The organism is Undibacterium sp. Xuan67W, from assembly GCF_049340165.1.
Lineage (GTDB): Bacteria > Pseudomonadota > Gammaproteobacteria > Burkholderiales > Burkholderiaceae_D > Undibacterium.
Genome location: NZ_JBMPPN010000011.1, coordinates 41,839 through 66,980, shown reverse-complemented (window position 1 = coordinate 66,980; position 25,142 = coordinate 41,839). Strand labels below are relative to the sequence as shown.

22 protein-coding genes and 1 riboswitch are annotated in these 25,142 nt (G+C 48.5%); of the genes, 16 read left to right on the top strand and 6 right to left on the bottom strand.

The window, feature by feature from the left end; genetic code table 11:
• The first annotated feature begins 23 nt into the window (after nucleotides 1–23).
• On the top strand, nucleotides 24–2,006 hold the full coding sequence (locus ACO0LE_RS11650; protein WP_422960522.1) for a monovalent cation:proton antiporter-2 (CPA2) family protein: 1,983 nt from the start codon (nucleotides 24–26) through the stop codon (nucleotides 2,004–2,006).
• 204 nt (nucleotides 2,007–2,210) lie between these two features.
• A complete protein-coding gene (locus tag ACO0LE_RS11645; RefSeq protein WP_422960521.1) occupies nucleotides 2,211–2,753 on the top strand; it encodes an adenine phosphoribosyltransferase in 543 nt (180 codons plus the stop codon).
• 120 nt (nucleotides 2,754–2,873) lie between these two features.
• Here the strand turns inward: ACO0LE_RS11645 and ACO0LE_RS11640 are convergent, their stop codons facing one another.
• Complete coding sequence (locus ACO0LE_RS11640) at nucleotides 2,874–3,974, bottom strand: alkane 1-monooxygenase (RefSeq protein ID WP_422960520.1); 1,101 nt, start codon at nucleotides 3,972–3,974, stop codon at nucleotides 2,874–2,876.
• 182 nt (nucleotides 3,975–4,156) lie between these two features.
• Nucleotides 4,157–4,235, top strand: a riboswitch (S-adenosyl-L-homocysteine riboswitch).
• Between the two features lie 26 nt (nucleotides 4,236–4,261).
• Here ACO0LE_RS11640 and ahcY point away from each other — a divergent pair.
• From ahcY to ACO0LE_RS11615, 5 genes are all read left to right on the top strand, one after another.
• Complete coding sequence (gene ahcY, locus ACO0LE_RS11635) at nucleotides 4,262–5,710, top strand: adenosylhomocysteinase (protein WP_422960519.1); 1,449 nt, start codon at nucleotides 4,262–4,264, stop codon at nucleotides 5,708–5,710.
• Between the two features lie 114 nt (nucleotides 5,711–5,824).
• The gene (locus ACO0LE_RS11630) at nucleotides 5,825–6,166 is read left to right on the top strand and encodes a phage holin family protein (protein WP_422955805.1); all 342 of its coding nucleotides are present in this window, start codon (nucleotides 5,825–5,827) and stop codon (nucleotides 6,164–6,166) included.
• Complete coding sequence (gene metF, locus ACO0LE_RS11625) at nucleotides 6,166–6,993, top strand: methylenetetrahydrofolate reductase [NAD(P)H] (protein WP_422960518.1); 828 nt, start codon at nucleotides 6,166–6,168, stop codon at nucleotides 6,991–6,993. Before ACO0LE_RS11630 ends, metF begins: the two co-directional genes overlap by 1 nt.
• Before the next feature lie 295 nt (nucleotides 6,994–7,288).
• The gene (locus ACO0LE_RS11620) at nucleotides 7,289–8,488 is read left to right on the top strand and encodes a hypothetical protein (RefSeq protein WP_422960517.1); all 1,200 of its coding nucleotides are present in this window, start codon (nucleotides 7,289–7,291) and stop codon (nucleotides 8,486–8,488) included.
• A 132-nt stretch (nucleotides 8,489–8,620) separates the two neighbouring features.
• Nucleotides 8,621–8,797 (top strand): hypothetical protein, encoded by a 177-nt coding sequence (locus tag ACO0LE_RS11615; protein ID WP_422960516.1) that lies wholly within the window; start codon nucleotides 8,621–8,623, stop codon nucleotides 8,795–8,797.
• A gap of 124 nt (nucleotides 8,798–8,921) precedes the next feature.
• Here the strand turns inward: ACO0LE_RS11615 and ACO0LE_RS11610 are convergent, their stop codons facing one another.
• The 3 genes from ACO0LE_RS11610 to ACO0LE_RS11600 all read right to left on the bottom strand — a co-directional run bounded on the left by ACO0LE_RS11610 (nucleotide 8,922) and on the right by ACO0LE_RS11600 (nucleotide 14,429).
• On the bottom strand, nucleotides 8,922–11,735 hold the full coding sequence (locus ACO0LE_RS11610; protein WP_422960515.1) for a M16 family metallopeptidase: 2,814 nt from the start codon (nucleotides 11,733–11,735) through the stop codon (nucleotides 8,922–8,924).
• Between the two features lie 461 nt (nucleotides 11,736–12,196).
• Complete coding sequence (locus ACO0LE_RS11605) at nucleotides 12,197–12,808, bottom strand: hypothetical protein (protein WP_422960514.1); 612 nt, start codon at nucleotides 12,806–12,808, stop codon at nucleotides 12,197–12,199.
• A 268-nt stretch (nucleotides 12,809–13,076) separates the two neighbouring features.
• Nucleotides 13,077–14,429 carry an NAD(P)/FAD-dependent oxidoreductase gene (locus ACO0LE_RS11600; protein WP_422960513.1) on the bottom strand — a complete coding sequence of 451 codons (1,353 nt, stop codon included), beginning with the start codon at nucleotides 14,427–14,429 and terminating at the stop codon, nucleotides 13,077–13,079.
• A gap of 402 nt (nucleotides 14,430–14,831) precedes the next feature.
• On the opposite strand from ACO0LE_RS11600, the gene dusB reads away from it, so the two are divergent.
• From dusB to ACO0LE_RS11555, 9 genes are all read left to right on the top strand, one after another.
• Entirely contained in the window at nucleotides 14,832–15,842 is a 1,011-nt protein-coding gene (gene dusB / locus ACO0LE_RS11595; protein ID WP_422960512.1) for a tRNA dihydrouridine synthase DusB, read from the top strand.
• A 113-nt stretch (nucleotides 15,843–15,955) separates the two neighbouring features.
• On the top strand, nucleotides 15,956–16,189 hold the full coding sequence (locus ACO0LE_RS11590; RefSeq protein ID WP_322120168.1) for a helix-turn-helix domain-containing protein: 234 nt from the start codon (nucleotides 15,956–15,958) through the stop codon (nucleotides 16,187–16,189).
• A 130-nt stretch (nucleotides 16,190–16,319) separates the two neighbouring features.
• Nucleotides 16,320–17,885, top strand: coding sequence for a bifunctional phosphoribosylaminoimidazolecarboxamide formyltransferase/IMP cyclohydrolase (purH, locus tag ACO0LE_RS11585; protein WP_422960511.1), 1,566 nt, complete (start codon nucleotides 16,320–16,322; stop codon nucleotides 17,883–17,885).
• 87 nt (nucleotides 17,886–17,972) lie between these two features.
• Entirely contained in the window at nucleotides 17,973–18,515 is a 543-nt protein-coding gene (ruvC, locus tag ACO0LE_RS11580; RefSeq protein WP_422960510.1) for a crossover junction endodeoxyribonuclease RuvC, read from the top strand.
• Nucleotides 18,516–18,601: 86 nt separating this feature from the next.
• On the top strand, nucleotides 18,602–19,183 hold the full coding sequence (gene ruvA / locus ACO0LE_RS11575) for a Holliday junction branch migration protein RuvA (protein WP_422960509.1): 582 nt from the start codon (nucleotides 18,602–18,604) through the stop codon (nucleotides 19,181–19,183).
• Nucleotides 19,184–19,189: 6 nt separating this feature from the next.
• Entirely contained in the window at nucleotides 19,190–20,272 is a 1,083-nt protein-coding gene (gene ruvB / locus ACO0LE_RS11570; protein WP_422960508.1) for a Holliday junction branch migration DNA helicase RuvB, read from the top strand.
• 15 nt (nucleotides 20,273–20,287) lie between these two features.
• A complete protein-coding gene (locus tag ACO0LE_RS11565; protein WP_422960507.1) occupies nucleotides 20,288–20,746 on the top strand; it encodes a YaiI/YqxD family protein in 459 nt (152 codons plus the stop codon).
• A gap of 229 nt (nucleotides 20,747–20,975) precedes the next feature.
• Nucleotides 20,976–21,806, top strand: coding sequence for a 2-keto-4-pentenoate hydratase (locus ACO0LE_RS11560; protein WP_422960506.1), 831 nt, complete (start codon nucleotides 20,976–20,978; stop codon nucleotides 21,804–21,806).
• 26 nt (nucleotides 21,807–21,832) lie between these two features.
• The gene (locus tag ACO0LE_RS11555) at nucleotides 21,833–22,504 is read left to right on the top strand and encodes a glutathione S-transferase (RefSeq protein WP_422960505.1); all 672 of its coding nucleotides are present in this window, start codon (nucleotides 21,833–21,835) and stop codon (nucleotides 22,502–22,504) included.
• 115 nt (nucleotides 22,505–22,619) lie between these two features.
• Here ACO0LE_RS11555 and ACO0LE_RS11550 read toward each other — a convergent pair whose 3' ends face one another.
• Nucleotides 22,620–23,693 carry a porin gene (locus tag ACO0LE_RS11550; RefSeq protein ID WP_422960504.1) on the bottom strand — a complete coding sequence of 358 codons (1,074 nt, stop codon included), beginning with the start codon at nucleotides 23,691–23,693 and terminating at the stop codon, nucleotides 22,620–22,622.
• Nucleotides 23,694–24,042: 349 nt separating this feature from the next.
• Complete coding sequence (locus tag ACO0LE_RS11545) at nucleotides 24,043–25,098, bottom strand: porin (RefSeq protein ID WP_422960503.1); 1,056 nt, start codon at nucleotides 25,096–25,098, stop codon at nucleotides 24,043–24,045.
• Nucleotides 25,099–25,142 lie beyond the last annotated feature (44 nt).

Here is a 25,142-nt window from a genome sequence, read left to right as displayed (position 1 = left end):
ACAACTAAGCAATAATAGTCACCATGAATGCACTGGATATCACACTACTTTTGCTGGCAGCATCCGTTCTTGGGGTAGTTGCTTTCCGCATGCTGCAATTACCTCCCATGTTAGGTTATCTGGTGGTTGGCATCCTCATCGGTCCATTTGGATTAGGTCTGGCACAAAATAGCAAAACCACAGAAGAACTCGCTGAGTTCGGCGTAGTGTTTTTGATGTTTTCTATCGGTTTGGAATTTTCTCTGTCCAAACTAATGTCAATGCGCAATACCGTATTTGGACTTGGGCTGGCGCAGGTCGTCCTCACCATCGCAACCAGTATCGGCTTTGGCCTGGCAGCGAGCTACTGGCTGCCGCATTATTTTCACATCGGCTGGGAAGCAGCATTTGCGCTGGGTGGCGCCCTAGCGATGTCATCGACGGCCATTGTGTCCAAAATGCTCACGGAAAAACTGGAGCTGGAAAGCCCGCACGGCAGAAAAATCATCAGCGTCCTGTTATTTCAGGATCTGGCTGTTGTCCCTCTGTTAATTCTTGTACCGGCTCTGGCATCCAAATCGGGCGACCTGATCGAAACTCTGGCATGGGCTAGTGGCAAAGCCGCACTGATCCTGTTTCTACTACTGTATCTGGGTCAAAAAATAATCCGGAGCTGGTTCAGCGTCGTGGTGAAGCGCCGCTCACAAGAACTGTTCATGCTGAATCTCTTGCTGATTACGCTCGGTGCGGCCTGGCTGACTGAGCACGCGGGACTCTCAATGGCGCTTGGCGCCTTCGTTGCCGGGATGCTGATTTCTGAGACAGAATACAAACATCAGGTCGAGGAAGATATCAAACCTTTCCGTGATGTTTTACTTGGCCTGTTTTTTATTACGATAGGCATGTTGCTGAACCTGCGCCTGGTATCAGAACATCTAGGGCTGGTCAGCATACTGCTCATCGGCCCGGTGCTACTCAAATTTGCCCTGATCGCCGGGCTGGCAAGGTTATTCGGCGGCACGACCAGTGTGGCACTCCGGACTGGGCTTGGTCTTGCACAAGCGGGCGAGTTTGGTTTTGTCCTATTAAATCAGGCGGGCGGCCTGCATATGATTGACCCGTTGCTGGTTCAGCTAATCCTTGCCTCAATGGTGCTGTCAATGCTGGCGTCGCCCTTCATTCTGGCGAAATCTGATGCCATCGTAATGAAGCTCTCTGCCAATGAATGGATGATGCAGTCACTGGCGCTGACCCAAATCGCCTCACGCAGCATGAGCACAAAAAAACATGTGATCATTGCCGGCTTCGGCCGTAGCGGTCAGAGTCTGGCGCGCTTATTGGCAGAAGAAAAATTTGATTACCATGCACTCGATCTTGATCCAGATCGCATCCGCGAAGCCCAGGCCGCAGGTGCCAACGTGTCTTATGGTGATGCCGGACGACGCGAGAGTCTGGTAGCCGCAGGTATTAAACGGGCAGCAGCTTTAGTGGTGACCTATACCGACACACCGTCAGCGCTAAAAATCCTGCACCTGGTACAAGAACTCAACCCCAGTCTGCCAGTGATCGTGCGCAGTCATGATGATACGGATCTGAATAAATTACGTGAAGCCGGCGCGACGGAAGTCGTACCAGAATTAATGGAAGGCAGCCTGATGCTCGCATCCCACGCGCTGGTGCAGCTTGGCGTGCCGCTGCGTCGCGTAGTGCATCGTGTTCAGGCTGCCAGGGATGAGCGCTATGAATCCCTGCGCGGATTTTTCCACGGTGCCAGCGATCTGGCGGATGGTCCGGAAAACATGCAAATCCGTTTGCATACCGTGTTCCTGACCGAACGTGCCAAGGCCATCGGCAAAACACTCAACGAATTAGAACTGGCGAATCTGGATGTGGACGTCTCTGCCGTCAGACGCGGCACCAATCGCCTCGATCAAAGCAGAGAAATCATCTTGCAGGAAGCTGATGTCGTTGTAGTAAGGGGTACAGCAGAAGCAGTCGCAAGAGCCGAGCTGAGGCTGTTAAAATAGCGGGTTGTCTTTTAGAAGCCACAACCCAGAGCTTCTTTAACTGACTATAAATAACTGACAGAACATATATAGATACGGCCCAGCAGGCAGAGATAAGGCCACGGGGGAGTTTTCTGAAAGTTCGTTCTAAACGATTGACACTCTGATCAAACATATCAGGATGAATCAATTCAATATAATCAATACCTTCAAGGACAAGCTGTGATGTTCAATCCATCCGACTACATTAAAGAACATATCCGTACTGTGGAGAACTGGCCGCAACAAGGCGTCATGTTCCGTGACATCACGCCATTACTGCAAAATCCCAAAGTGTTCCGTGTCCTGATCGATATGTTTGTCCATCGCTATATGGATGCCAAACTCGATGTCGTCGCAGGCCTCGATGCACGCGGATTCATCATTGGTTCCGTGGTCGCCTACGAACTCAATCTCGGTTTTGTCCCTATCCGTAAAAAGGGCAAGTTACCGTTTCATACGGTCTCTGAACAATATGAACTGGAATATGGCAGTGCAACGGTAGAGCTGCACTCTGACGCCTGCAAAGCAGGTGATCGCGTCGTCCTCATCGACGATCTGATCGCTACGGGTGGCACCATGATGGCCGGCAAAAAATTGCTGGAGCGTTTGGGTGCAACGGTCGTCGAAGGTGCCGTCATCGTCGACTTGCCAGAGCTAGGCGGCTCAAAATTGATTAAAGAAAGTGGCTTACCGGTGTATACGGTCTGCGATTTTGAAGGTCATTAGACTGTATCGATAATTTAGATAAAAAAGAGCAAACAAATAAGCCCCGCCAAACCAGCGGGGCAAATAAAAAGAGCAACTTCCTTCCGGAACTTGCTCTTTTATTTTTCACAGCACTACAAGTTACTTAGTCTGCCGCACATGGGGAGGGATGCGCGGATGAATAATCCGGAACCACAACGGCGGGCAAAAAGACAGCATCACCATCGCGCCATACCCGCCGGGCAACTGCGGCGCATCTTCAAAATGCCGCAATTCCTGATAGCGTCGGGACGCATACGAATGATGATCAGAATGCCGTGCCAGATTCATCAAAAACCAATTCATCAGCCGGTAGCTCGAATTCCAAGAATGCTCTGGCCGGACGCGCTCATAACCATTCTCGGTACGCTGCCTGGTCAAGCCATAGTGTTCAACATAATTAATTGCCTCCAGCTCGCAAAAAGCCACTATCGACTGGCCAATAAAAAATACCACACCAACCCAGCCAAAGAAGGCAAAAGCAACGAGCGCAAACAATACCGAACTCATTGACCATAACAAGACCTCATTACGCCACCACGGAAATTCGCGCTTCTTGAGTCGTTTTGCCTCTAGCCGCCATGCATTACGCATGTTGTGCCACACTGCCTGAGGAATAAATGTGTAGACAGTCTGGCCCAGTTTCGCGGAGGATGCATCAAGCGGGGTCGAGACATTTACATGATGTCCATACACGTGTTCGATCTTAAAGCCCCCGTAGCACACCGAAGAAAGCAAGACACCGCCAACCCATTGCTCCAGCCGAGTCGGCTTGTGTATCAACTCATGCGCCACCGTAATCGCCAGCGTGCCAGATACCGCACCGACAGACAGAATCCAGCCCGCCTGTCCTATCCAATTAAAATTCGCCGTCGTAAATACAAGCAGCCCCCACCACAACGACAAAAGCTGCACAGGCAAAGCTGCGAGTGCAATCCACCGGTACAAGGAAATCGTCCGCACATTCTCAGCGGGTTGAGAAGTATCTTTACCGACCAGATAATCAATCGCCGTCAAAATGCCATACATCACAAAGACGGGCCAGAATGCGAACAAATTCGGCATTTGACTTGCCTGGCCGAAACGCAGCGCGTCAAACAAGGATAGAGGAATTGTCAGGATTAGCAGAAAACGTAAAGGCCATAACCAGCGCGCAACAAATGTGGTGCCAGGCGGATTCAGCGTAGGGCTAGTGTGGGACATCGACGCACCTTCACATTCAGGAATATAAATTACACGTACCAATATAGCACCAAAACTTCATTGATTTTTGATGATTCATTGCTTGCCAGCTTGACACTAAGTGGCCACGATGAACCGCTAACAGCGCCAGTGCCGTGAATTAAAGTGATGAATTTCAGCATGCATTTGCGCTATAATTGATTTAATCCGAGGAGCGTTGCGACGAAATCAAGCTATTTCGCCAGGCTCGGATGATTAACACCGCAACCGCGCTCACGTTACTTTTTTCACTTTGAAAGGAGGGCGTGATGAACGCCACTGCCATGACTACCGCTACCACCACTGCACCTACAGCAGCAAAAACTTCCCAAGACTTTTTCGTCGCCGATATCAGCTTAGCCAGCTGGGGTCGTAAAGAAATCCAGATCGCAGAAACAGAAATGCCAGGTCTGATGGCAATTCGTGAAGAATTCGCTGCCAGCCAACCGTTAAAAGGCGCCCGCATTACCGGCTCCTTGCACATGACGATCCAGACTGCGGTACTGATCGAAACGCTGAACGCACTCGGCGCACAAGTACGCTGGGCCTCCTGCAATATCTACTCCACGCAGGATCATGCGGCTGCGGCAATCGCTGCGGGCGGCACACCAGTATTCGCATTCAAAGGTGAAAACCTGGATGAATATTGGGATTTCACACACCGTATTTTTGAATGGACCGACGGTGGTTATTCCAACATGATTTTGGATGACGGCGGCGACGCAACATTGTTGTTGCACCTCGGCACACGTGCAGAGAAAGATATTTCTGTTCTGGCAAATCCGGGCTCAGAAGAAGAAATCTGCCTCTTCAATGCGATCAAATCAAAGCTTGCAACTGACCCGACCTGGTACTCCAAACGTCTGGCCGCCATCAAAGGCGTGACCGAAGAAACGACTACCGGCGTACATCGTTTGTACCAGATGCACAAAGAAGGCAAACTCGCCTTCCCAGCGATCAACGTCAATGATTCCGTCACTAAATCCAAGTTCGACAATCTGTATGGTTGCCGTGAATCTTTAGTCGATGGCATCAAGCGCGCAACCGACGTCATGATCGCCGGTAAAGTAGCCGTGATCGCTGGCTATGGTGATGTAGGTAAAGGTTCAGCACAAGCAATGCGTGCCCTGTCTGCGCAAGTCTGGGTAACAGAAATCGATCCTATCTGCGCATTGCAGGCCGCGATGGAAGGCTATCGCGTTGTGACCATGGAATATGCAGCGGAACACGGCGACATTTTCGTGACGACAACAGGCAATTACCACGTTATCAGCCATGCCCACATGCTGAAGATGAAAGACCAGGCAATCGTCTGCAACATCGGTCACTTCGATAATGAAATCGACGTCGCCGCACTGAAGCAATACACCTGGGAAAACATCAAGCCGCAAGTCGATCACGTGATCTTCCCAGACGGCAAACGCATTATCTTGCTTGCAGAAGGTCGTCTGGTCAATCTGGGTTGCGGCACCGGTCACCCATCCTATGTGATGAGCTCGTCTTTCGCGAATCAAACCATCGCGCAAATCGAACTATTCATCAACAATGACAAATACCCAGTCGGCGTCTACACATTGCCAAAACATCTGGACGAAAAAGTCGCTCGCCTGCAATTGAAAAAACTCAATGCCCAGTTAAGCGAACTGACAGATGAACAAGCAGCGTATATCGGTGTCAGCAAAAATGGCCCTTACAAGCCAGAGCAATATCGTTATTAATCTCTGGTATTAATCTCTAGCATTACGTTGAACGCAGCCCCTCCTCAATTTATTGAGGAGGGGTTTTACACTGCGGTATTATGTGCACCTCACATCATCTCAACTGGAGAACCCATGCGTCTGCTAGCCACTTGGATCATTAACGGCCTTGCCTTACTCGCCCTACCCTACCTCATGCATTCTGTGTCTATCGACAGCTTCGCTACCGCTCTGGTTGTTGCCTTGGTGCTGGGTTTTGTGAATACCATCATCCGTCCTATCCTCGTGATTCTGACGCTTCCTGTCACGGTTATTTCGATGGGACTCTTCATCTTCGTGATCAACGGTCTGATGTTCTGGGCAGTCGCTAACATGGTCAACGGATTTCATGTCGCCGGATTCTGGGCCGCCGTCGGTGGTGCTTTGCTCTATAGCGTGATCTCCTGGACGCTCTCAACTTTACTTCTGCAAAAATAATGTCTTCCCATAATTTCAGCATTGAATTTTTCCCGCCAAAAACTGCAGAAGGCGCAGAAAAATTGCGCGTCACCCGTGCCAAGCTCGCCGAACTGCAACCGAAGTATTTTTCAGTCACCTTCGGTGCTGGCGGTACGACACAGCAAGGAACTCTGGATACCGTCGTCGAGATCCGTAAAGAAGGTTATGCCGCGGCACCGCACCTGTCCTGCGTCGGCGGCACACGTGAATCGATCCGTGACATCCTCAAGCAATATCAGGCTCACGACATTCATCGCCTAGTCGCCCTACGCGGTGATTTGCCCAGCGGTTACGGCGCAGCGGGCGAATTCCGTTATGCAAATGAATTAGTCGAATTTATCCGCGCTGAAACCGGTGACTGGTTCCATATCGAAGTCGCCGCCTATCCAGAAATGCATCCGCAAGCACGCTCGCCACAAGACGACTTGCACAGCTTCGTACGTAAAATGAATGCCGGCGCCAACGCGGCTATCACTCAATATTTTTATAACGCTGACGCCTATTTTCAGTTTGTCGAACTTGCTCAAAAAGCAGGCGTCACCGCTCCTATCGTGGCCGGCATCATGCCCATCACCAACAGCAGTCAATTAATGCGCTTCTCAGAAATGTGTGGCGCAGAAATTCCGCGCTGGGTTCGTTTAAAACTAGCTAGCTTCGGTGACGACGCTGCCTCGATTAAAGCGTTTGGTTTGGACGTCGTCACACAGCTCTGCGAACGACTGCTGGCGGGTGGCGCACCGGGTCTGCATTTCTACTCGCTGAACCAAGCTGCGGCGACTACGGCGATCTGGCAAAGGCTGGTGTAATTTGCTGCCTTAGTTTGAAGTCTCCAAAACGGAATCCGCAATATCAATACATATCTCGGAGCAAAAAATCGTCAGGAGCTGCATAGAGATATGCGCGTTTTATTTTACTATTTGTCCGACCGATATCGAATTAAGAGGCCGCATTTTAGTGTCACTTGCGTAACAAACAACCGACACCAAACAGATCAGAATTATCCAAACTCCCCTGAGCTGCCTAATCTACAACCGAGATAATTTTTATATATCTTATTCAAACAAAAATCAGAAACTTGCATATCTACGCCAAATAGATTGGATGATCAAAAAAATGTATGAATTAAAATTTCAAAAACTTATTTCAATAGCGGTATTTATTGTTTCAGGATTTTCACCGTTACTTGCCCACGCCCAATCCACTACATGGACTTCAGAATTTCGCTTCCCTGGAACTTTTTTCCCGTCGTTTGCAATTTCCTCAGCGGGGAAAGATTCAAAAGGCCCAATAGACAACAATCAAGCTTATGGGTATTTGAATTCAAGCTCTTTTGCTGTGAAAATCACAAATTTACCGATTGGCAGCAAAGTAAAAGTGGAGATTGCGATACCAGAAATTGGAATTTCTGGTGAGTTAGAATCCTCAACATCCACCTCAAGTGAACCAAAAGTAATAGCACCAAGATTGTCTTTCTCACAGGATCGACTGACTAAAATTTTACAACCACAGTCTAGTGAAATTATTTTTCGTGTTTATATAAATGGCGCCTTAGATAGGGAAGAAAAAAAGCCACTTAGAATAAGAGCTATTACAGATGCGCCCCTCAAGTCGTGCAAAGAACCATCAAAATGCCAAGACTACTCAACTTATATAGCTGCGTACGTAAATGAAAATCATCCTGCCATTGATAATGTCCTGAGAGCTGCACTCAATATTCCAGCAATTCCAGTGAAAAACTGGACTGGCACTCAAGGAACAGAGCAAGACGTGATGCAACAAGTATGGGCAATTTGGTACTTATTTCAACGTAGTAAAGTAACTTATTCAAGTATCACAACAGTATCGGATCAACTGCCAAATATTTCTTCTCAAACAATTCGACCACTATCTCAGTCGCTAAGAACAGCACAAGCAAACTGTATAGATGGCACAGTACTTTTTTCCTCCATTCTTAGAAAAATAGGAATTGAACCGATAATTGTGTTAATTCCTGGCCATGCATTTCTTGGGTTTTTCGTCGATAAACAACAACAACATCCAATTTTTCTTGAGACTACGATGATTAACAATCCAAATAATCCTTTTTATCAGAAAGGCCCAACTCCAGGTGGAGAAAATTTTGCCCGGATGCTAGGATCGGACGTCCATATGAAACAAAGTTGGGGATCTTTTATTGCAGCAATTAATGAGGGCGGTAAAAAATATAACGAAGCTGCTCCAAATTTTGGAAAAAATCCGGGCTACATTTTAGTTCCAGTTATAAAAGCAAGAAAAGATGGGATTTTGCCTCTTCCTTTGTAACGAATAGATTAATCAATTTCCTAAATATATTATCTTTACTGCTCTTTAGTTTGTCATTCAAACGAAACACGACTGTAAATCAGGAAATTCAACAAACTATACTAACTCATACTCAGGTCATCTTAGTAGAAGATGGAAAGCAACGTAACGTTGGTTACTCTGGCGGATAAAGAGCGTTCACAATCAATCTCACAAATTCAAAACAGAATCCGCAATCCGGATGCGGTTTTTCAAGTATTTTCGCGCCACAACCCGCATGAACATTGCGTGACTGCTGTTGAAACTGGCGTCAATCTGACGTCAAACTGATACAAGATCGATAGGAATAAAAAAGGCAGAACCCATTACTGAGTTCTGCCTTTTTATCGTTCTACTTGCAACAAGAGAGCGGCATACATCGACATCATGCCCGCACTCACTCGCTAGTACATGATTACTTCGCCGCAGCGTCCTTCGTTACTTTGGCAAAATCACCGGCACTGATGACCGAGACGTTCGCTGGTTTCAGGTTCTGACGCAAGGCCTCATTGACTTGCGCCAATGTCAGTGCTGCGACTTTGGCTTCCAGATCTTTATCGAATGCCATGGTGCGATCAATCGTCAGATAACTCGCCAGACGGCGTGCCAGTGACGGATCCTGAGTACGCACAACTTCTGCCGATTGCTTCCAGCCTTTTTTGGCTTCGGCTAATTCATCTTCGGTGAAGCCATCACTGATCGCTTTTTGAATCTCTTCACGCAACGCTGCTTCGACTTTGGCTGTGTTTTGCGGCGCGCTGATTGCGTAAGCTAGCCAGAGTGCGGCCGGATCAAGTGCCGGTGCGCTGAATTGTGAACCGACGCCGTAGGAGAGACCTTCTTTCTGACGGATGCGATCAGCCAGACGGCTGCGCAATGCACCACCACCCAGCATATGATTCGCGATCAGCAAGGCAGGATAGACATCGGCGCTATCTTTCATCGCCAATGGATGGATCGCCAGCATGAAGCTATTCGCTTTGTCCGGAGTCTCCAGAGCGACCTTGGCACCGGCAACCGGTTTCATCACGCCTGGAATACGGACATAGGCTTGCGGTGATTTCCATCCGTCAAACAATTTACCTAACTGCGCCTTTAGTGCAGCCGGATCAAAGTCGCCGACTGCAGACAAAGTCGCATTATTCGCGCCATAGAATGCGGCGTGGAAGGCTTTGACGTCTTCTACCTTGACGGCTTTGGTATCGGCCAGCTGCTCTTGCAAGGTACCTACATGGCGCACATGACCAGCCGGTGTGGCATCGATCAGGCGGGACATGCTGTTGGTGGCTTGTGGTTGTGGCTCAGGAATATTTTGCTCGGCACGATTGATGGCTTCCAATTGCTTCTCTTGGAATTCTTTCGCAGGGAAGGAAGGCTTCTTCAAGACCTCACCGAGCAAATCCAGCGTCGCTGGCAAGTTCTCACGCGTGGTCGTGATGGAGGCACTGAGTCCTTCTGCGTTGCCATTGATACTGACCTGTGCTTTGAGCTTATCAAAGGCGTCTTTGATTTCTTCGCGTGTCATACGATCAGTACCGCTCATCAACATGCTGGCGGCAAACTGACCTGTCTGTGCTTTACCACGCAAACTTTCATCCGCACCAAAACGTAATTGCATGACGACGCTGACGGTGGCACCTTTGGTTTTTTTCGACAGCAACGCTGCTTTCATGCCGCCAGACAGAGTGAAGCGTTGTGTACGCGCTTCGATATTTGCCGGGCTTGGATCAAAGGCTTCACCTTGCGCGACGACAGCGCGACCCGCGTAGTCTTTGACCATCGCCAGGACATCAGGTTTGCCCGGAACTTCCGTGCGATCTGCCGTATCTGTCGGGATAAAACGACCTAGGGTGCGGTTTGTCGGTTTCAGATATTTGATCGCTGCGGCTTGTACGGCGGCAGCATCTACTTTTTCCATCTGATCACGTTGCAAGAAGAACAAACGCCAGTCGCCTGCTGCCATGGATTCTGTCAACGCAATTGTCAGGCGCGCCGTATCTGCGGTAGCGAGTTCGATGGACTTATTGATCTGCTGTTTGGCACGTGCGACTTCAGCGTCGGTGATCGGTTGTGACTTCAGATCTTCCAGTACTTTCAGCATGGCGTCCTGAGTCTGATCGAGGTTGCCGTCTTTGGCGACTACAGCCCCGAAGATACGAAAGCCCGGCTCCAGATTGCTGACAGCTTCGTAATCCACTTTCGTTGCGAGCTTAGTTTCGACCAAGGCTTTATGCAGACGGCCACTTGGTGCATCGACTAAAATGCGCCCCAGAATATTCAGCGCGACAGCATCAGGGTGACCTGACGGTGCTACGTGATAACCGGCACCGACGAATTGAGTGCCGCCGCTGCGACGTACCGTCACTGAGCGCTCGCCATCTTGCGTCGGCTCTGCGGTGTATGTCGGTTGAATCACCCGATTTGGTTTTGGAATACGACCAAATAATTCGTTCACTTGTTTCAGGATTTTCGCTTCGTCAAAACGACCAGCAACCATCAATACAGCATTATCCGGCTGATAGTAATTTTTGTAGAACGCACGCAGACGAGGGATGTTGACTTGCTCGATATCCGAACGCGCACCAATCGTCGATTTGCCATAGTTGTGCCAGTCGTAGGCAACGGCTTGAATACGCTCGGTCGTTACGCCGATAGGGTCGCTCTCGCCCATCTCGAACTCATTACGTACAACCGTCATTTCGCCTTTATTGGTCTTGGGATTCCACAGATCGTTTTGATCAATGGCCGCGTTCACCATGCGGTCAGCTTCCATCGCCAACATCTGACGCAGATTGTCTTCATTCGCCGGGAAAGTCGCATAGTAGTTAGTGCGGTCATACCAGGTCGTGCCATTGAATTGGGCGCCAGTAGAATTCAAGATCTCGACAGGGGTGCGTGTGCCTTTTTTCACGCCAAAATTCGCACTTGGCTTGAACAATAAATGTTCCAGCAAATGCGCCATCCCGGTTTCGCCATAATTTTCGTGACGCGAGCCAACCATATAAATAATATTGGTCGTCAAGGTCGGCTTACTCGCATCGGGAAATAACAATACGCGCATGCCATTGGCAAGGCGATACTCAGTCAGACCTTCGACCGAAGTGACTTTCACGGCAGCGGCTACAGGGCCAGACTTCATTTGTGGAGCAGCTTCAACAGGTGTCGCGGCATATCCTAAACCTGGGGACAAGATGCCAGCGCTAAGCATGAGTACAGTAAGCAATTTCACGAAATATTTTCCTTTAAAAAGAACTGAAGTTGCAAAATAGGCTATAACGCTTTTTTTTGCAATCAAGATTGTTGCTACAGGTAAATTGCGATGAATAATTTTGTTTTTAACCAGGTTCAGCAAATAAAGTTGGCGTTCTTCGTGAGTATTCAATTGAATGAAGAGAGTGATATTGGTTTTTTCGCTGGCACCTGTCGCCTCTTTGTAGAGGGGATTTTCTGATAAAGACGACCTTGCTTGGAAAGGGCCGAAGACAGAAAGTTCCGTCGTTCAAGGGTGGGATATTAATTCACGGCATGAATTGTCCGGTGCGGCCAGTCCAAATAAAAACGACCGCAGGAATAAAGCGATCGTGAGTGGGTCGTCATTGACTTGTAATCGGATTGCAACCCGATACAGCGACGAGCAGATAAGCGAACAGATGAGTAAGTCAGCACACATATCTACTCACCAGCGACCGCTTATTCTGTAAAACTCAGATTCCGTGGACCGTAGGCGGGAATCCCTGACCGGAAGGATGGCATATCTAATGTTTTTTTCGGGTCTGGCGGTGGTACTGGCTTTGCCGACAGTTTGATATCTTTGATCCAGATTTTTCCGGGAGACCCTAAGCCTATGCCGATTTCAAAATGATTATCGTAATGTGATTCGACTTTGCCAGGAAAATAACTCGTTAAAGTCATCTCTTGCCAGCCTTTGCCATCAGGGATGGTCTTGTCTGTCACCTGTAAATAACGGGACATTCCCATATGCCGTATCCAGATTTTATTTTTCTCTGCACCGACGGCACGCACCATCATTTTGAATTCGATGAGCTTACCTTGCCATTCCGTTGCATCGATATCCTGAGTAATTGCCAGCGCCTCGTCAGTGGGTTGCGTTTTGCTGGCGATGAGCAGAACGGGATGATCCGCGCTGCCCTCGGCAGTATCAATACCAATCTCGTATTGATCACCCTCCGGCCCCCATAACTGCCAGCCAGCGGGGGCACCGGCTTTAACCGCTCCGGCAAAAGAGACATTCACCGCAAGTGCTACCGCCAACGCCGCCACCACTATTTTCCAATGCCGCATGATCATGCTCCGAATATGATTGATAACGTGGCGGAGTGTAAAAGGAGTCTCCTGTTTGAGCATGTGGTTTGCGATAAGTGAAGCAGATTCTTTGATGGAAAGGGGATTTGATGCGATTAAGCGAACCGAATCTTAAAAAATTTTTGAAACAGTCAAAAAATGAATCCACAGTATTTATGCGCCTTACCAAGCATTTTCATTCCAGAAGGCGCATAAATACTGCGGACTCTATTTTGATTTCTAAAATCAGATCCTCACTACTGCCAGACTAATGTAATTTAATCCGCGGATTGCGGACGCGGTCGATGGTCTCTGCCCAGGTCGATAACCATGTATGGAACAAGCCATTCACTGCCACTTGGTGATGCTTGTGTAGCGACCAGTACATCCATTTGGCGATGGTGCCTTCAATGAATACTGAGCCACTGGCAAGCGCCCCCATCAGACTGCCTACCGTGCTGTAATTGCCGAGTGACACCAGCGAGCCATGATCTTTATAGGTGAACTCTTTCAGTGATTTACCCTGCAGCATCCGCGCCAGAGAATCTGCCAGCATGCTGGCTTGCTGATGAGCCGATTGTGCACGCGGTGGCACTGCCGGGAGCCCGTCTCCTTGTGGGCAGGCGCAACAATCGCCGAGGGCGAAAATCGAGGCGTCACGGGTGGTTTGTAAGTGCCGGTTCACTACCAGCTGGTTGATACGGTTACTTTCTAATCCATCGAGATCTTTTAAGAATTCTGGCGCTTTGATTCCAGCGGCCCACACAACGATGCCACTAGGAATGAACTTACCACTGGACATGCTGACGCCTTCTTTGCTGACTTCGACGACTTTTTCATTCGTATGAATTTCGACAGCAATACTGCGCAATTCTTTCGCGACGGCGGCGGATAAGCGTTCGGGTAACATTTGCAGCAGACGTGGTGCCGCATCAACGATCACAATCTTGAGATCTTTTTCAGGATGGAAATTCACCAGGCCATAACTAGACAGAATTTTGGTAGTCATATGTAACTCAGCCGCTAGCTCAACACCTGTTGCGCCACCACCGATAATCGCTACAGTGAAGCGCCCCTCACCAACAGCTTGTGCTTGGGTCTGGGCACGCAGACAGCAGTTGATCAGTTTTTGATGGAAGCGCTCGGCGGCCGCAAGCGAATCAAGCATGATGCAATTCTCACGCGCTCCTGGCGTGCCAAAATCATTCGTCTGGCTGCCGAGTGCAATCACCAGCGTGTCATAGGCAATCGCCTGACGCGGTAATAATTCGCTGCCGTCTTCGTCATGGGTTGCCGTCAGATAAATTTCTTTTTTATCGCGGGACAAAGCATCCATGCGCCCCAGCCGGAATTCAAAATGATTCGAGCGTGCCAGAGCGAAATATTCGCGTTCATCCGCGTGACTATCCAGCGTTCCGGCAGCGACCTGATGCAGCAGAGGCTTCCACAAATGCGTGCGGCTGGCATCGACCAGCGTGATCAGGGCTTTGTTTTTCTTGCCGAGCTTTTTCCCTAGTCTGACAGCGAGCTCTAAGCCACCGGCGCCACCACCAACGATGGTAATTCTATGCAGGCCCTCTTCCTTTTCATGTTGCTGACTACTTTGCAAACGATTGCTCACGATTACTCCTTCAAGTTTAAAACGCATTTTTCCCTTGACCAGTCAGGGGTGCCATGGGGTGGAATCTGGCGCGGAAAAACTGATCAGTGGAGAGATACGCTCTAGTGGTCCAGGGGGCAGACATCGTCTGCGAACAGACTCTATATGCAGGATCAGAGAGAAGCAACGACAATATACACAAACTCGGATCGAGATTGGTTTCCCGGCAACACAAGCCGCCGAATTTGAATGACAAGTCGAAAAAGAAGCTATTGGTGAATGCGTATAAATAGATAAAATTATTCTGTTCGACAGGCCGTTAAATTGCTAATTATTTAGGCACAATTCAGGTAGAATACACATCCTTGTCGCTTCCAATGGTGACAGCCCTGTCTAACCCATCCATCACTTTCAGTTCACACTATGCAAATCGGTCCTCACCAATTGCGGAATAATCTTTTTGTCGCGCCGATGGCAGGTGTGACGGACAGACCATTTCGTCAATTATGCAAAGAGTTGGGAGCTGGTTATGCCGTATCGGAAATGGCGGCATCGAATCCAAAGTTGTGGGATACCGAGAAGTCTTCACGACGCACCAATCACGAAGGCGAAATGGAGCCAAAAGCCGTCCAGATCGCGGGTGCAGATCCAAAGATGCTCGCAGATTGCGCCAGGCATAATGTGGACCGCGGTGCGCAGATCATCGATATTAATATGGGCTGCCCGGTAAAAAAAGTGTGTAATGCCTGGTGCGGCTCTGCCCTGTTGCAACACGAAAAACTCGTCGCAGAGATTCTTGACGCGGTGGTCAAAGCAGTGGACGTACCAGTTACGTTGAAGTTCCGTACAGGCTGGGATCGTGCCAACAAAAATGCTTTAAATATTGCCCGTATCGCCGAATCGGCAGGGATAGCGATGCTGACCTTGCACGGACGCACGCGCGCCGATGGCTACAAGGGAGATGCGGAGTACAAGACGATTGCCGCCGTCAAAGCGGCAGTGAATATCCCGGTTGTCGCGAATGGCGATATTACGACACCTGAAAAAGCCAAATACGTTTTGCAAGTCACCGGTGCTGATGCGATCATGATCGGGCGCGCTGCGCAAGGTCGCCCCTGGATCTTTCGCGAAATAGAGCATTTCCTTAAAACAGGGACTTATTTGCCACCACCATTGGTATCCGAGGTCAGCCGTTTGATGGATGAACATTTGCGTGGTCACTACGCTTTCTACGGTGAATTCATGGGAGTAAGAACGGCACGCAAGCATATCGGTTGGTACGTGCAGGATCTAGTTGGTGGAGAAGATTTTCGTCAAGAGATGAATTTATTGACCTCATGCGAAGACCAGTTAAACGCAGTAAAAATGTTTTTTGATCGTCAGACCAGTGAGCGGTTACAATACCGCCCCTCCGAAGAAAAGTTGGCAGCGTAGTTAATTTTTTCTGTTTGCATCTTCGTCAAAAGCGAAAGAGAAACCGTAAAAATTTAAGAAAAAACGTATTCAACAAGAATAAGTCAAACAAGCACTGATAGAAAATTAAAAGCATGAGCAAAGATAGCATTCAAGAAGCCGTTCACAAAAATCTGGAAAAATATTTCCGTGATCTGGGTGAACAACCTGCCTCCAATATTTACGACATGGTCGTATTGGCAGTAGAAAAACCCATGTTAGAAATGGTCATGACACGAGCGGAAAGCAATCAGTCGCAAGCAGCAGATATGCTGGGCATCAACCGCAATACGTTGCGTAAAAAATTACAGCAACACGGTTTGTTATAACGTGCTGTAACGCTTAGATATACGGGCGCGGTTAGTACTTGCGCCGCATCCGACCAGTCTGACCTGCAATACCTGATCTGTTATTTCGATACCGAATTCTTTCACTTCACAAGCTCCTAAGCTCCTTATCATGATCAAACAAGCTCTCATCTCCGTTTCCGACAAGACCGGCATTCTTGAGTTCGCACGTGCGCTGTCTGGCATGGGCGTCAAGTTATTGTCCACGGGTGGCACAGCAAAACTACTGGCTGACAACGGCTTGCCAGTGACCGAGGTTGCTGACTACACCGGTTTTCCTGAAATGTTGGATGGTCGTGTAAAGACTTTGCATCCGAAAGTCCATGGCGGCATTCTGGCGCGCCGTGATTTTCCTGAGCATGTGGCGGCATTAGAGAAGCATGGTATTCCGACCATCGATATGGTCGTCGTGAATCTGTACCCGTTCCAGCAAACCGTTGCCAAAGGCGAATGCTCTCTGGAAGATGCGATTGAGAATATCGATATCGGCGGCCCGACGATGCTGCGCTCGTCTGCCAAGAATCATAAAGATGTTGTAGTGATCGTTGACCCTAGCGACTATCAGGTCGTGCTGGAAGAAATGACCGCAAATCAAAACGTCGTCAGCTATGACACTAAATTCACTTTGGCGAAAAAAGTATTTGCGCATACCGCACAATACGATGGCGCAATCACGAATTATCTGACTAGCCTCGGCGAAGATAAAGCGCATGCGACTCGCAGCAGTTATCCACAAACGCTGAACCTGCATTTTGAAAAAGTACAGGAAATGCGTTACGGCGAAAACCCGCATCAGTCCGCTGCTTTCTACCGAGATTTGGTCAGCCTGGATGGCTCGCTGGCGAATTACACACAATTGCAAGGCAAAGAACTGTCATACAACAATATCGCTGATGCCGATGCCGCATGGGAATGCGTCAAATCCTTCGCAGAATCTGCTTGTGTGATCGTCAAACACGCAAACCCATGCGGCGTTGCATTAGGCGCGACTCCATTTGAAGCGTATAGCAAAGCCCTGCAATCAGACCCGACTTCCGCATTCGGCGGCATTATTGCTTTCAACCGCGAACTCGATGGCAAAGCAGCAGAGATCGTTGCAAAACAGTTTGTCGAAGTACTGATCGCACCGTCATTTACCGCCGAAGCGAAACAAATTTTTGCAGCAAAACAAAACGTGCGTTTGCTCGAAATTTCCCTCGGTAAAGGCATCAACACTTATGATCTGAAACGGGTTGGTGGTGGCCTGCTGGTACAGGCACCAGATTCTAAAAATGTCGGCCCTGAAGAATTACGGGTAGTCTCAAAACTGCAACCAACACCACAACAAATGGCAGACATGATGTTTGCATGGCGCGTTGCCAAATTTGTGAAATCGAATGCGATCGTCTTCTGTGGCAATGGCATGACACTCGGCGTTGGCGCTGGTCAGATGAGCCGCATTGATTCTGCCCGCATCGCATCGATCAAAGCACAAAATGCGGGCTTGACGCTGACTGGTTCAGCGGTGGCATCCGACGCGTTTTTCCCGTTCCGCGATGGCCTTGATGTAGTTGTAGATGCAGGTGCCACCTGCGTGATTCATCCGGGCGGTTCTATGCGTGATCAGGAAGTCATTGATGCGGCGGATGAGCGGGGTGTCGTTATGATTTACACTGGAACACGTCATTTCCGTCATTAATACTGCATTCATGCATCACTTCAAAAATCATCCCATGTGCGTCGTCATCACCACGTGTTCATGTGATCGATTTTTGGAGGTGACGCAATGAAAATTCTCGGTATCGACCCTGGCCTGCGCACTACCGGCTTTGGCGTCATCGATAAACAAGGCAACAAGTTAACCTACATCGCCTCCGGTACGATCAAGACGGCGGATGAGTCCTTGCCAGAACGCCTCAAAACCATTTTGCTCGGCGTTTCTGAAATCATTCAAACCTACCAGCCCGATTGTGCGGCAGTGGAAAAAGTCTTCGTTAATGTCAATCCCCAGTCAACGCTACTGCTAGGGCAAGCACGCGGTGCGGCGATCTGCGCCTTAGTGAGTGCTGACCTTAGCGTGGCGGAATACACAGCGCTGCAAGTCAAACAAGGCGTGGTCGGTCACGGCAAAGCAAAAAAAGAACAGGTACAGGACATGGTACAGCGGCTGCTGAGCCTGTCTGGCATGCCAAGTACAGATGCTGCCGATGCGCTGGGTGTGGCGATTTGTCACGCCCATAGCGGCGATACACTGGCGATGCTCGGCAAGCTCGCTCCGGCTTTAGCAAAAAAAGGTTTGCGCGTACGTGCCGGGCGCTTGATAGGATAAGGTATCATTACTGCTTATTTATACAGTAATGTGCAACTCCATTCTCGTCTTTAGTAAATTTAGTAAAGCTAGCTAAAAGGGCCAATATGATAGGTCGTATCGCAGGGACTCTGCTCGAAAAAAATCCGCCTCAGTTATTGGTTGATTGCCAGGGCGTCGGCTATGAAGTCGATGTACCGATGAGTACGTTTTATAACTTGCCGGCGCTAGGCGACAAGGTCGTTTTACTGACACATCTGGCAATACGTGAAGATGCTCATGTCCTGTTCGGCTTTGGCAGCGCAGAGGAACGCAGCACCTTTCGCCAGTTAATTAAAATCAGCGGCGTTGGCGCGCGTACAGCTCTGTCTATTTTATCGGGCATGTCCGTCAGCGATCTGGCACAGGCCATTACCTTACAAGAAGCAGGCAGGCTGACACGAGTGCCGGGGATAGGCAAAAAGACGGCTGAGCGTCTCTTACTGGAATTAAAAGGCAAGCTAGGTGCCGATATCGGCGCTGTTACTGGGGGTACGCATGTACCGGATCATCAGTCCGATATCCTGAATGCCTTGCTGGCTCTGGGTTACTCAGACAAAGAAGCACTGATGGCCTTAAAAGCCTTACCAGCTGGTACGGGCGTCTCTGATGGCATCAAATTAGCCCTGAAATCCCTGTCGAAAAGTTAATCGATCATGAGCATACAAACTGACAATTTCAGTAGTAATCCCGGTGGCAATTTAAGTGACGCACGGATTATTGCAGCGACACCGGCATCGCCAAATGAAGAAGCAATAGAACGTGCGCTACGCCCCAAACAATTAGATGAGTATGTCGGTCAGGAAAAAATTCGCGGTCAATTAGAGATTTTCATCACCGCTGCCAGACAACGCAAAGAAGCACTCGATCACACGCTATTATTTGGCCCACCGGGTCTGGGCAAAACTACGCTTGCACACATCATCGCACGCGAAATGGGCGTGAATCTGCGGCAGACCTCAGGTCCGGTCTTAGAAAGAGCGGGAGACCTTGCTGCACTTCTGACCAACCTGGAAGCCAATGATGTACTGTTCATCGACGAAATCCATCGCTTATCACCGGTCGTCGAAGAAATACTGTATCCGGCACTGGAAGACTATCAGATCGACATCATGATCGGCGAAGGGCCTGCTGCCCGTTCGGTCAAACTGGATTTGCAGCCCTTTACCTTAGTCGGCGCAACCACCCGTGCCGGCATGCTGACGAACCCTTTACGCGACCGCTTTGGTATCGTGGCACGACTTGAGTTTTACACACCAGAAGAACTGACTCGCATTGTCACCCGCTCGGCCTCTTTACTGAATGCCCCGATCAACGCTGACGGCGCGCATGAAATTGCCAAACGCGCACGTGGCACACCACGGATTGCGAATCGCCTGCTGCGTCGCGTCAGGGACTACGCCGAGGTGAAGGGGAACGGTGACATTACTAAAGCGATGGCGGATGCGGCACTTAAAATGCTGGATGTGGATAGCGTCGGCTTCGATCTGATGGACAGAAAATTACTAGAAGCTATTTTGTTCAAATTTGGTGGCGGTCCCGTTGGCCTGGATAACGTGGCAGCAGCCATTGGCGAAGAACGTGACACGATTGAGGATGTGCTGGAGCCTTATCTGATCCAGCAAGGTTACCTGCAACGCACACCGCGTGGGCGGATCGCAACCCCGTCTGCTTACGAGCATTTTGGCGTAACCGCACCAAGAACCAATCCTAATGGCGATCTGTGGGGAAACAATTAAGATGAATGCGTGCAAATGAAAATTTGGGTAGATGCTGATGCCTGCCCTAATCCGATCAAGGATATTTTATTCAGGGTAGCTGATCGTTTAGGTGTCACGACAACCCTGGTCGCGAATCGCCTGCTCTCTGTACCGCCGTCTCGTTTTATCAAGGCGATACAAGTTCCTTCTGGTTTTGACGTGGCGGACCAGGAAATTGTGCGCTTAATGGAGGCTGGTGATCTGGTGATTACCGGTGATATTCCTCTCGCATCCGATGTGCTGGACAAAGGAGGTCATGCGCTCAATCCACGTGGCTCGTTTTATACCAAGGACAATATTCGTGAATATCTGACCATGCGACAATTCATGGATGAACTCCGGAGCAGCGGTGTAGAAACAGGTGGCCCAAACGCTTTCAGTCAGGCGGACAGACAGGCGTTCGCCAACCAACTGGATCGTTTTATGGCAAAAGCGATACGCGTTGAACCGTAGGATCAGAAGATCTTTTGTTCAGATTTATACAAAAGTCCCTGACTGAGTGCGACGCCCATACTAGCCGAGGATACAATGTTGCGAACGAATTTTGTGAAAGATCAATATAAATGCAACCAGACAAAATCTGATGGCCACATTGATTTCTTAAGCGTTTTTTATCTTCGTGCTTGCACATTCAACATAGCTCACCGACAATAAGTGTCCCCTCAAACCTAGTGGTACGATCATGCTAATGTCTTCCCAAGCCGACCGTTATGCACATCAGTTCCTCGAGGCGCGTGCATCTGCACAGACCCTTGCACCTATCTCCTCTCACATTGAATTAAGTATCGCTGATGCATACGACATTTCCCAAAGTCTGGACAATATCAGGATTGCGGAAGGAGAGATTCCCGTTGGCAGAAAATTAGGATTTACCAACCGGACTCTCTGGCCAAAGTACGGCGAAAAAGAGGCTATACATGCTCCGATCTGGACTACCTTGTTCGATACGACCGTCCGCTATCTGGACGATACTCACGTGAACCAAAGTCTGGCTGGCGCAGTGCAACCGCGAGTTGAACCTGAAGTGGTATTCAAGCTAGGGCGAACTCCGGCAATAGATGCCAGCTTAGACGAACTCGCGGCTTGCCTGGAATGGATGGCGCACGGACTAGAGATAGTTGTCAGTCCCTATCCTGATTGGAAATTCGAAGCTGCTGACGCGATTGCCGCACTTGGTCTGCATGGCACTCTGCTAATTGGTGAGCCACGCATGTTATCCAGCGCAAGCCGCCATCATCTCGGCGATATGCTGGCAAACGCCAGTGTGTCTCTGTCCTGCGACGGATCGCTATTAGGCGCAGGCTTTGGGAGTAATGTTCTTGACAGCCCATTGCACGCGATTTGGCATCTGCATCAATTATTGAAAACTCAACCGCAATTCTTGCCTTTACGCGCCGGAGAAATCATTACGACCGGCACCTGGACAGACGCTTATCCCGTTTCTCCCGGACAAACCTGGTTCACTGCTTTCTCTGGAATTACCCTGGCGGGACTTTCCGTTTCTTTCGCTTAACTATCACTCAACTATTGCCAACCTACATGATCATCGTTCATCACCTTAATAATTCGCGCTCTCAGCGCGTACTCTGGTTGCTCGAAGAACTTGGACTGGAATACCAGATCAAGTTTTATGAACGCGATCCCAACACCATGCTAGCACCCGCATCTTTAATGGAAGTCCATCCTTTGGGCAAATCTCCCGTCATTACTGATGGTGACCTGACAATTGCGGAATCCGGTGCCATTGTTGACTATCTAGTTACCCGTTACGGAAATGGGAAGTTGATGCCCGTTCGCGAGTCCAGGGATTATTTGCGCTACAATTATTGGCTACATTATGCCGAGGGTTCGGCGATGTCACCTTTGTTAATGAAATTGGTCTTCGATAGAATCGAGAGAAGTCCCATGCCTTTTTTTGTAAAGCCGATTGCACGCGGAATTGCTCAAAAAGTGAAGGCAGTTTTCATCTCGCCACAGATCACCCGACATCTCGACTACTTAGAAGCAGAAATCATTAAAACGGGCTGGTTTGTTGGCGAAGACTTCAGTGCGGCAGATATTCAAATGAGTTTCCCGCTGGAAGCGGCCGCATCACGTGGCGGCCTGAATGATAGTCGTCCGAATTTAATGGCGTGGCTAGCAAAAGTACATGCTCGTAACGCCTATGTCGCCGCGTTGCAAAAAGGTGGCAAGTACGACTTGTTAACCTGAACATCGATTGTTTCAAGCGCTAAATCGACACTATCTGAACCTGATTCAACAATAAAAAAGCACCCGAAGGTGCTTTTTTATTGGTAGTTATAAATAGCCTGAAGCTATTTATTCCTTAGAACAGGTGACGGATACCAGCGTTAACCAAGCGATCAGTCAAACCATTACCAGCAGCTAAACCACCTGCATTGGAATTGGCATCATTAGCTGTACGGGAAATGGATGCGAACAAGTTTGTACGCTTAGACAAAGAATGAGTGTAACCCAAGGCAAATTGGCTGCCTTTGTTAGCCGTCGCCGCATCATTAGTCATACGTGTGTATGTACCCATGATTGCATCAGCAGCAGTAACTGGCACTGTTGCACCCAAAGTCCATGCTTTAACGTCTGTTGAAGAAGACAATGCGTCAACAGTTGTTTTACCGTAAGCAGCTACTGCTTTTGCTACGCCAAAATCATATGTACCGGCCAAGAAAACGGTCTTAGCGCTAACTGCAGGAGTACTAGTAGCACCCAAGATGTTATTTTCTTTGTTATAAACGGCTGTTACATACAACGGACCTGCTGCATATGCGCCGGCCAAGCTAACTTGACGAGAGTTGCTAGTATCACCGGCAACTTCACCGAATGTATAAGATGCAGAGCCAGTAAAGCCGCTCAAATCGTTTGTTGTGTAAACTGCTGTGTTATTAGCACGTGGGTTAGTAGGAACATAAAATGCTGCCAGACCGTAACCGCTTGTGCCAACACCAGCTGCACCGCTTGTGATACCAGTACTAAATGGGTCAATGTTATCAACTGCAACAAACAATGGCTTCATTTGACGACCAAGAGTCACAGAACCGAAATCACCAGTCAAACCAACAAAAGCCTGACGACCAAATGCCAGTCCACCTTGAGCGGAAGCGCCATTATCAGCATTAACGCCCATTTCCAGCTTGAAAATTGCTTTCAAACCGCCACCCAAATCTTCAGTGCCTTTAAAACCCAAACGTGAACCTGACTGGATACCACTATCCAATGCTGTTTTAGCGCCAGCTGCAGCACCGTTGTTCTCGTTTTGAATTGCCATATCCAATACACCGTAAATAGTTACGTTGGATTGTGCTTGGGCTGCGCCTGAAATTGCTGCTAATGCTGCCAGAGCTAAGAGTGATTTTTTCATTGATATTTCTCCAAAGGTTTTCATGTTGACATGAACTACATTGAGCCAAATTCATGCAAGTAAGACAACTAACATATTGCACAAAAACAGCTAATTCTTAAAAACTTACAAGACCGCTAAAAAGAAGTTAACGTATTTGACCAAAATTAAACGCGGACAGCCAAGCTAAATCGGCTTTGGAGGGGATGTAAAACGTGGAATGTCGTTAATAAGCAACGGAAAATTGCTTATTAAACATTAATTTGATGCGATCAATTGGCGATAAGAAACTATTTGAAATACAAAATATCTGCTTAAAACAAGAAAGAAGCTCCGTGCCAACAGAGCTTCTTTTTCAATTTATATCAAGCGAAGCCACGTAGGCAATTTCAAATTAGAACAGGTGCATTATCCCGATTGACAAACCGTTTTGAGTACCAGTGTTGATACTGCCACTGCTTAAAGTCAACGGCAATGCAGTCAAAGCATTTGTCAGTTTTCTATTATCAGCTTCCACATAGAAATTTGTTCTCTTTGACAATGAATAAGTAGCTGCCAATACCAAGTTTTTACGATCACTATCAATTTTCGCCACTGTCGCTTTAGTTACATAATAGGCACCGGTCAATTCAACCTGAGGAGATATCGCATAGCTCACCCCACCCCAATACGACTTCTGTTCCGAATCCACTTTTGATAATGTTTCTTGTATTTCCTTAACGTAACCGAAGGAAACGCGAACACCAGCCTCCTTGTACGCGCCGCCGACGGTATAGTATTTATTACCAAAACCGTTGTTGTCACCGGACATGTAAGTACCGCCAAAATTCAAAGGCCCCGTTGCATAAGTCGCTGCAACGGACTTAACAGAATTTTTGCGCATATCACCTGCTTGTTCACCCAAAGAATATTCAGCGCTCACCTTGACACCGCTCAATATCGCTGTGTATTGAATGTCATTGTTAAAACGGGTTGCTGCAGCCGGATAAAATAGCGCTACGCCAGCTACAGGTGAAGTAACGGAGGGGAATTTAAAATTAAATGGCTCATAAGTACCAATTGTTTTAAATGCCAGAGAGTATTGACGACCTAAATCTATGTTACCAAACTCGCCTGTCACACCAACGAAAGCGGACCGATTAAACATCGCTGCTGAATCTAGCGTGCCAGTACCTGTATTAAAGCCTGATTCAAGAACAAAATGCGCATTCATACCGCCGCCCAAATCTTCTTGACCTTTAAATCCCAAGCGATTCGAGTTCGAAATACCGTTACCAGTAGCTCCAGGAGTTGCGCCACCCATGGCTAATTTACTATCGCCAGCAGCATTAACGTTAGTTACGTTTCTAATACCTGCGTCGATAGAGCCATAGACTGTTACATACGATTGTGCAGAAGCAGTAGCTGCAGATGCGCTAAGAACAGCAAATGCGATAAGCGTTTTTTTCATTGAGAAAGTCTCCAGGAATATTATTTTTTAAGAAGTACTGATAT

What these genes read in the sequence shown, in the direction of transcription:
- ACO0LE_RS11650 (WP_422960522.1), top strand. Translation starts at nt 24, where the DNA reads ATGAATGCACTGGATATCACACTACTTTTGCTGGCAGCATCCGTTCTT.
- ACO0LE_RS11645 (WP_422960521.1), top strand. Translation starts at nt 2,211, where the DNA reads ATGTTCAATCCATCCGACTACATTAAAGAACATATCCGTACTGTGGAG.
- ACO0LE_RS11640 (WP_422960520.1), bottom strand. Translation starts at nt 3,974, where the DNA reads ATGTCCCACACTAGCCCTACGCTGAATCCGCCTGGCACCACATTTGTT.
- ahcY (WP_422960519.1), top strand. Translation starts at nt 4,262, where the DNA reads ATGAACGCCACTGCCATGACTACCGCTACCACCACTGCACCTACAGCA.
- ACO0LE_RS11630 (WP_422955805.1), top strand. Translation starts at nt 5,825, where the DNA reads ATGCGTCTGCTAGCCACTTGGATCATTAACGGCCTTGCCTTACTCGCC.
- metF (WP_422960518.1), top strand. Translation starts at nt 6,166, where the DNA reads ATGTCTTCCCATAATTTCAGCATTGAATTTTTCCCGCCAAAAACTGCA.
- ACO0LE_RS11620 (WP_422960517.1), top strand. Translation starts at nt 7,289, where the DNA reads ATGATCAAAAAAATGTATGAATTAAAATTTCAAAAACTTATTTCAATA.
- ACO0LE_RS11615 (WP_422960516.1), top strand. Translation starts at nt 8,621, where the DNA reads ATGGAAAGCAACGTAACGTTGGTTACTCTGGCGGATAAAGAGCGTTCA.
- ACO0LE_RS11605 (WP_422960514.1), bottom strand. Translation starts at nt 12,808, where the DNA reads ATGCGGCATTGGAAAATAGTGGTGGCGGCGTTGGCGGTAGCACTTGCG.
- dusB (WP_422960512.1), top strand. Translation starts at nt 14,832, where the DNA reads ATGCAAATCGGTCCTCACCAATTGCGGAATAATCTTTTTGTCGCGCCG.
- ACO0LE_RS11590 (WP_322120168.1), top strand. Translation starts at nt 15,956, where the DNA reads ATGAGCAAAGATAGCATTCAAGAAGCCGTTCACAAAAATCTGGAAAAA.
- purH (WP_422960511.1), top strand. Translation starts at nt 16,320, where the DNA reads ATGATCAAACAAGCTCTCATCTCCGTTTCCGACAAGACCGGCATTCTT.
- ruvC (WP_422960510.1), top strand. Translation starts at nt 17,973, where the DNA reads ATGAAAATTCTCGGTATCGACCCTGGCCTGCGCACTACCGGCTTTGGC.
- ruvA (WP_422960509.1), top strand. Translation starts at nt 18,602, where the DNA reads ATGATAGGTCGTATCGCAGGGACTCTGCTCGAAAAAAATCCGCCTCAG.
- ruvB (WP_422960508.1), top strand. Translation starts at nt 19,190, where the DNA reads ATGAGCATACAAACTGACAATTTCAGTAGTAATCCCGGTGGCAATTTA.
- ACO0LE_RS11565 (WP_422960507.1), top strand. Translation starts at nt 20,288, where the DNA reads ATGAAAATTTGGGTAGATGCTGATGCCTGCCCTAATCCGATCAAGGAT.
- ACO0LE_RS11560 (WP_422960506.1), top strand. Translation starts at nt 20,976, where the DNA reads ATGCTAATGTCTTCCCAAGCCGACCGTTATGCACATCAGTTCCTCGAG.
- ACO0LE_RS11555 (WP_422960505.1), top strand. Translation starts at nt 21,833, where the DNA reads ATGATCATCGTTCATCACCTTAATAATTCGCGCTCTCAGCGCGTACTC.
- ACO0LE_RS11550 (WP_422960504.1), bottom strand. Translation starts at nt 23,693, where the DNA reads ATGAAAACCTTTGGAGAAATATCAATGAAAAAATCACTCTTAGCTCTG.
- ACO0LE_RS11545 (WP_422960503.1), bottom strand. Translation starts at nt 25,098, where the DNA reads ATGAAAAAAACGCTTATCGCATTTGCTGTTCTTAGCGCATCTGCAGCT.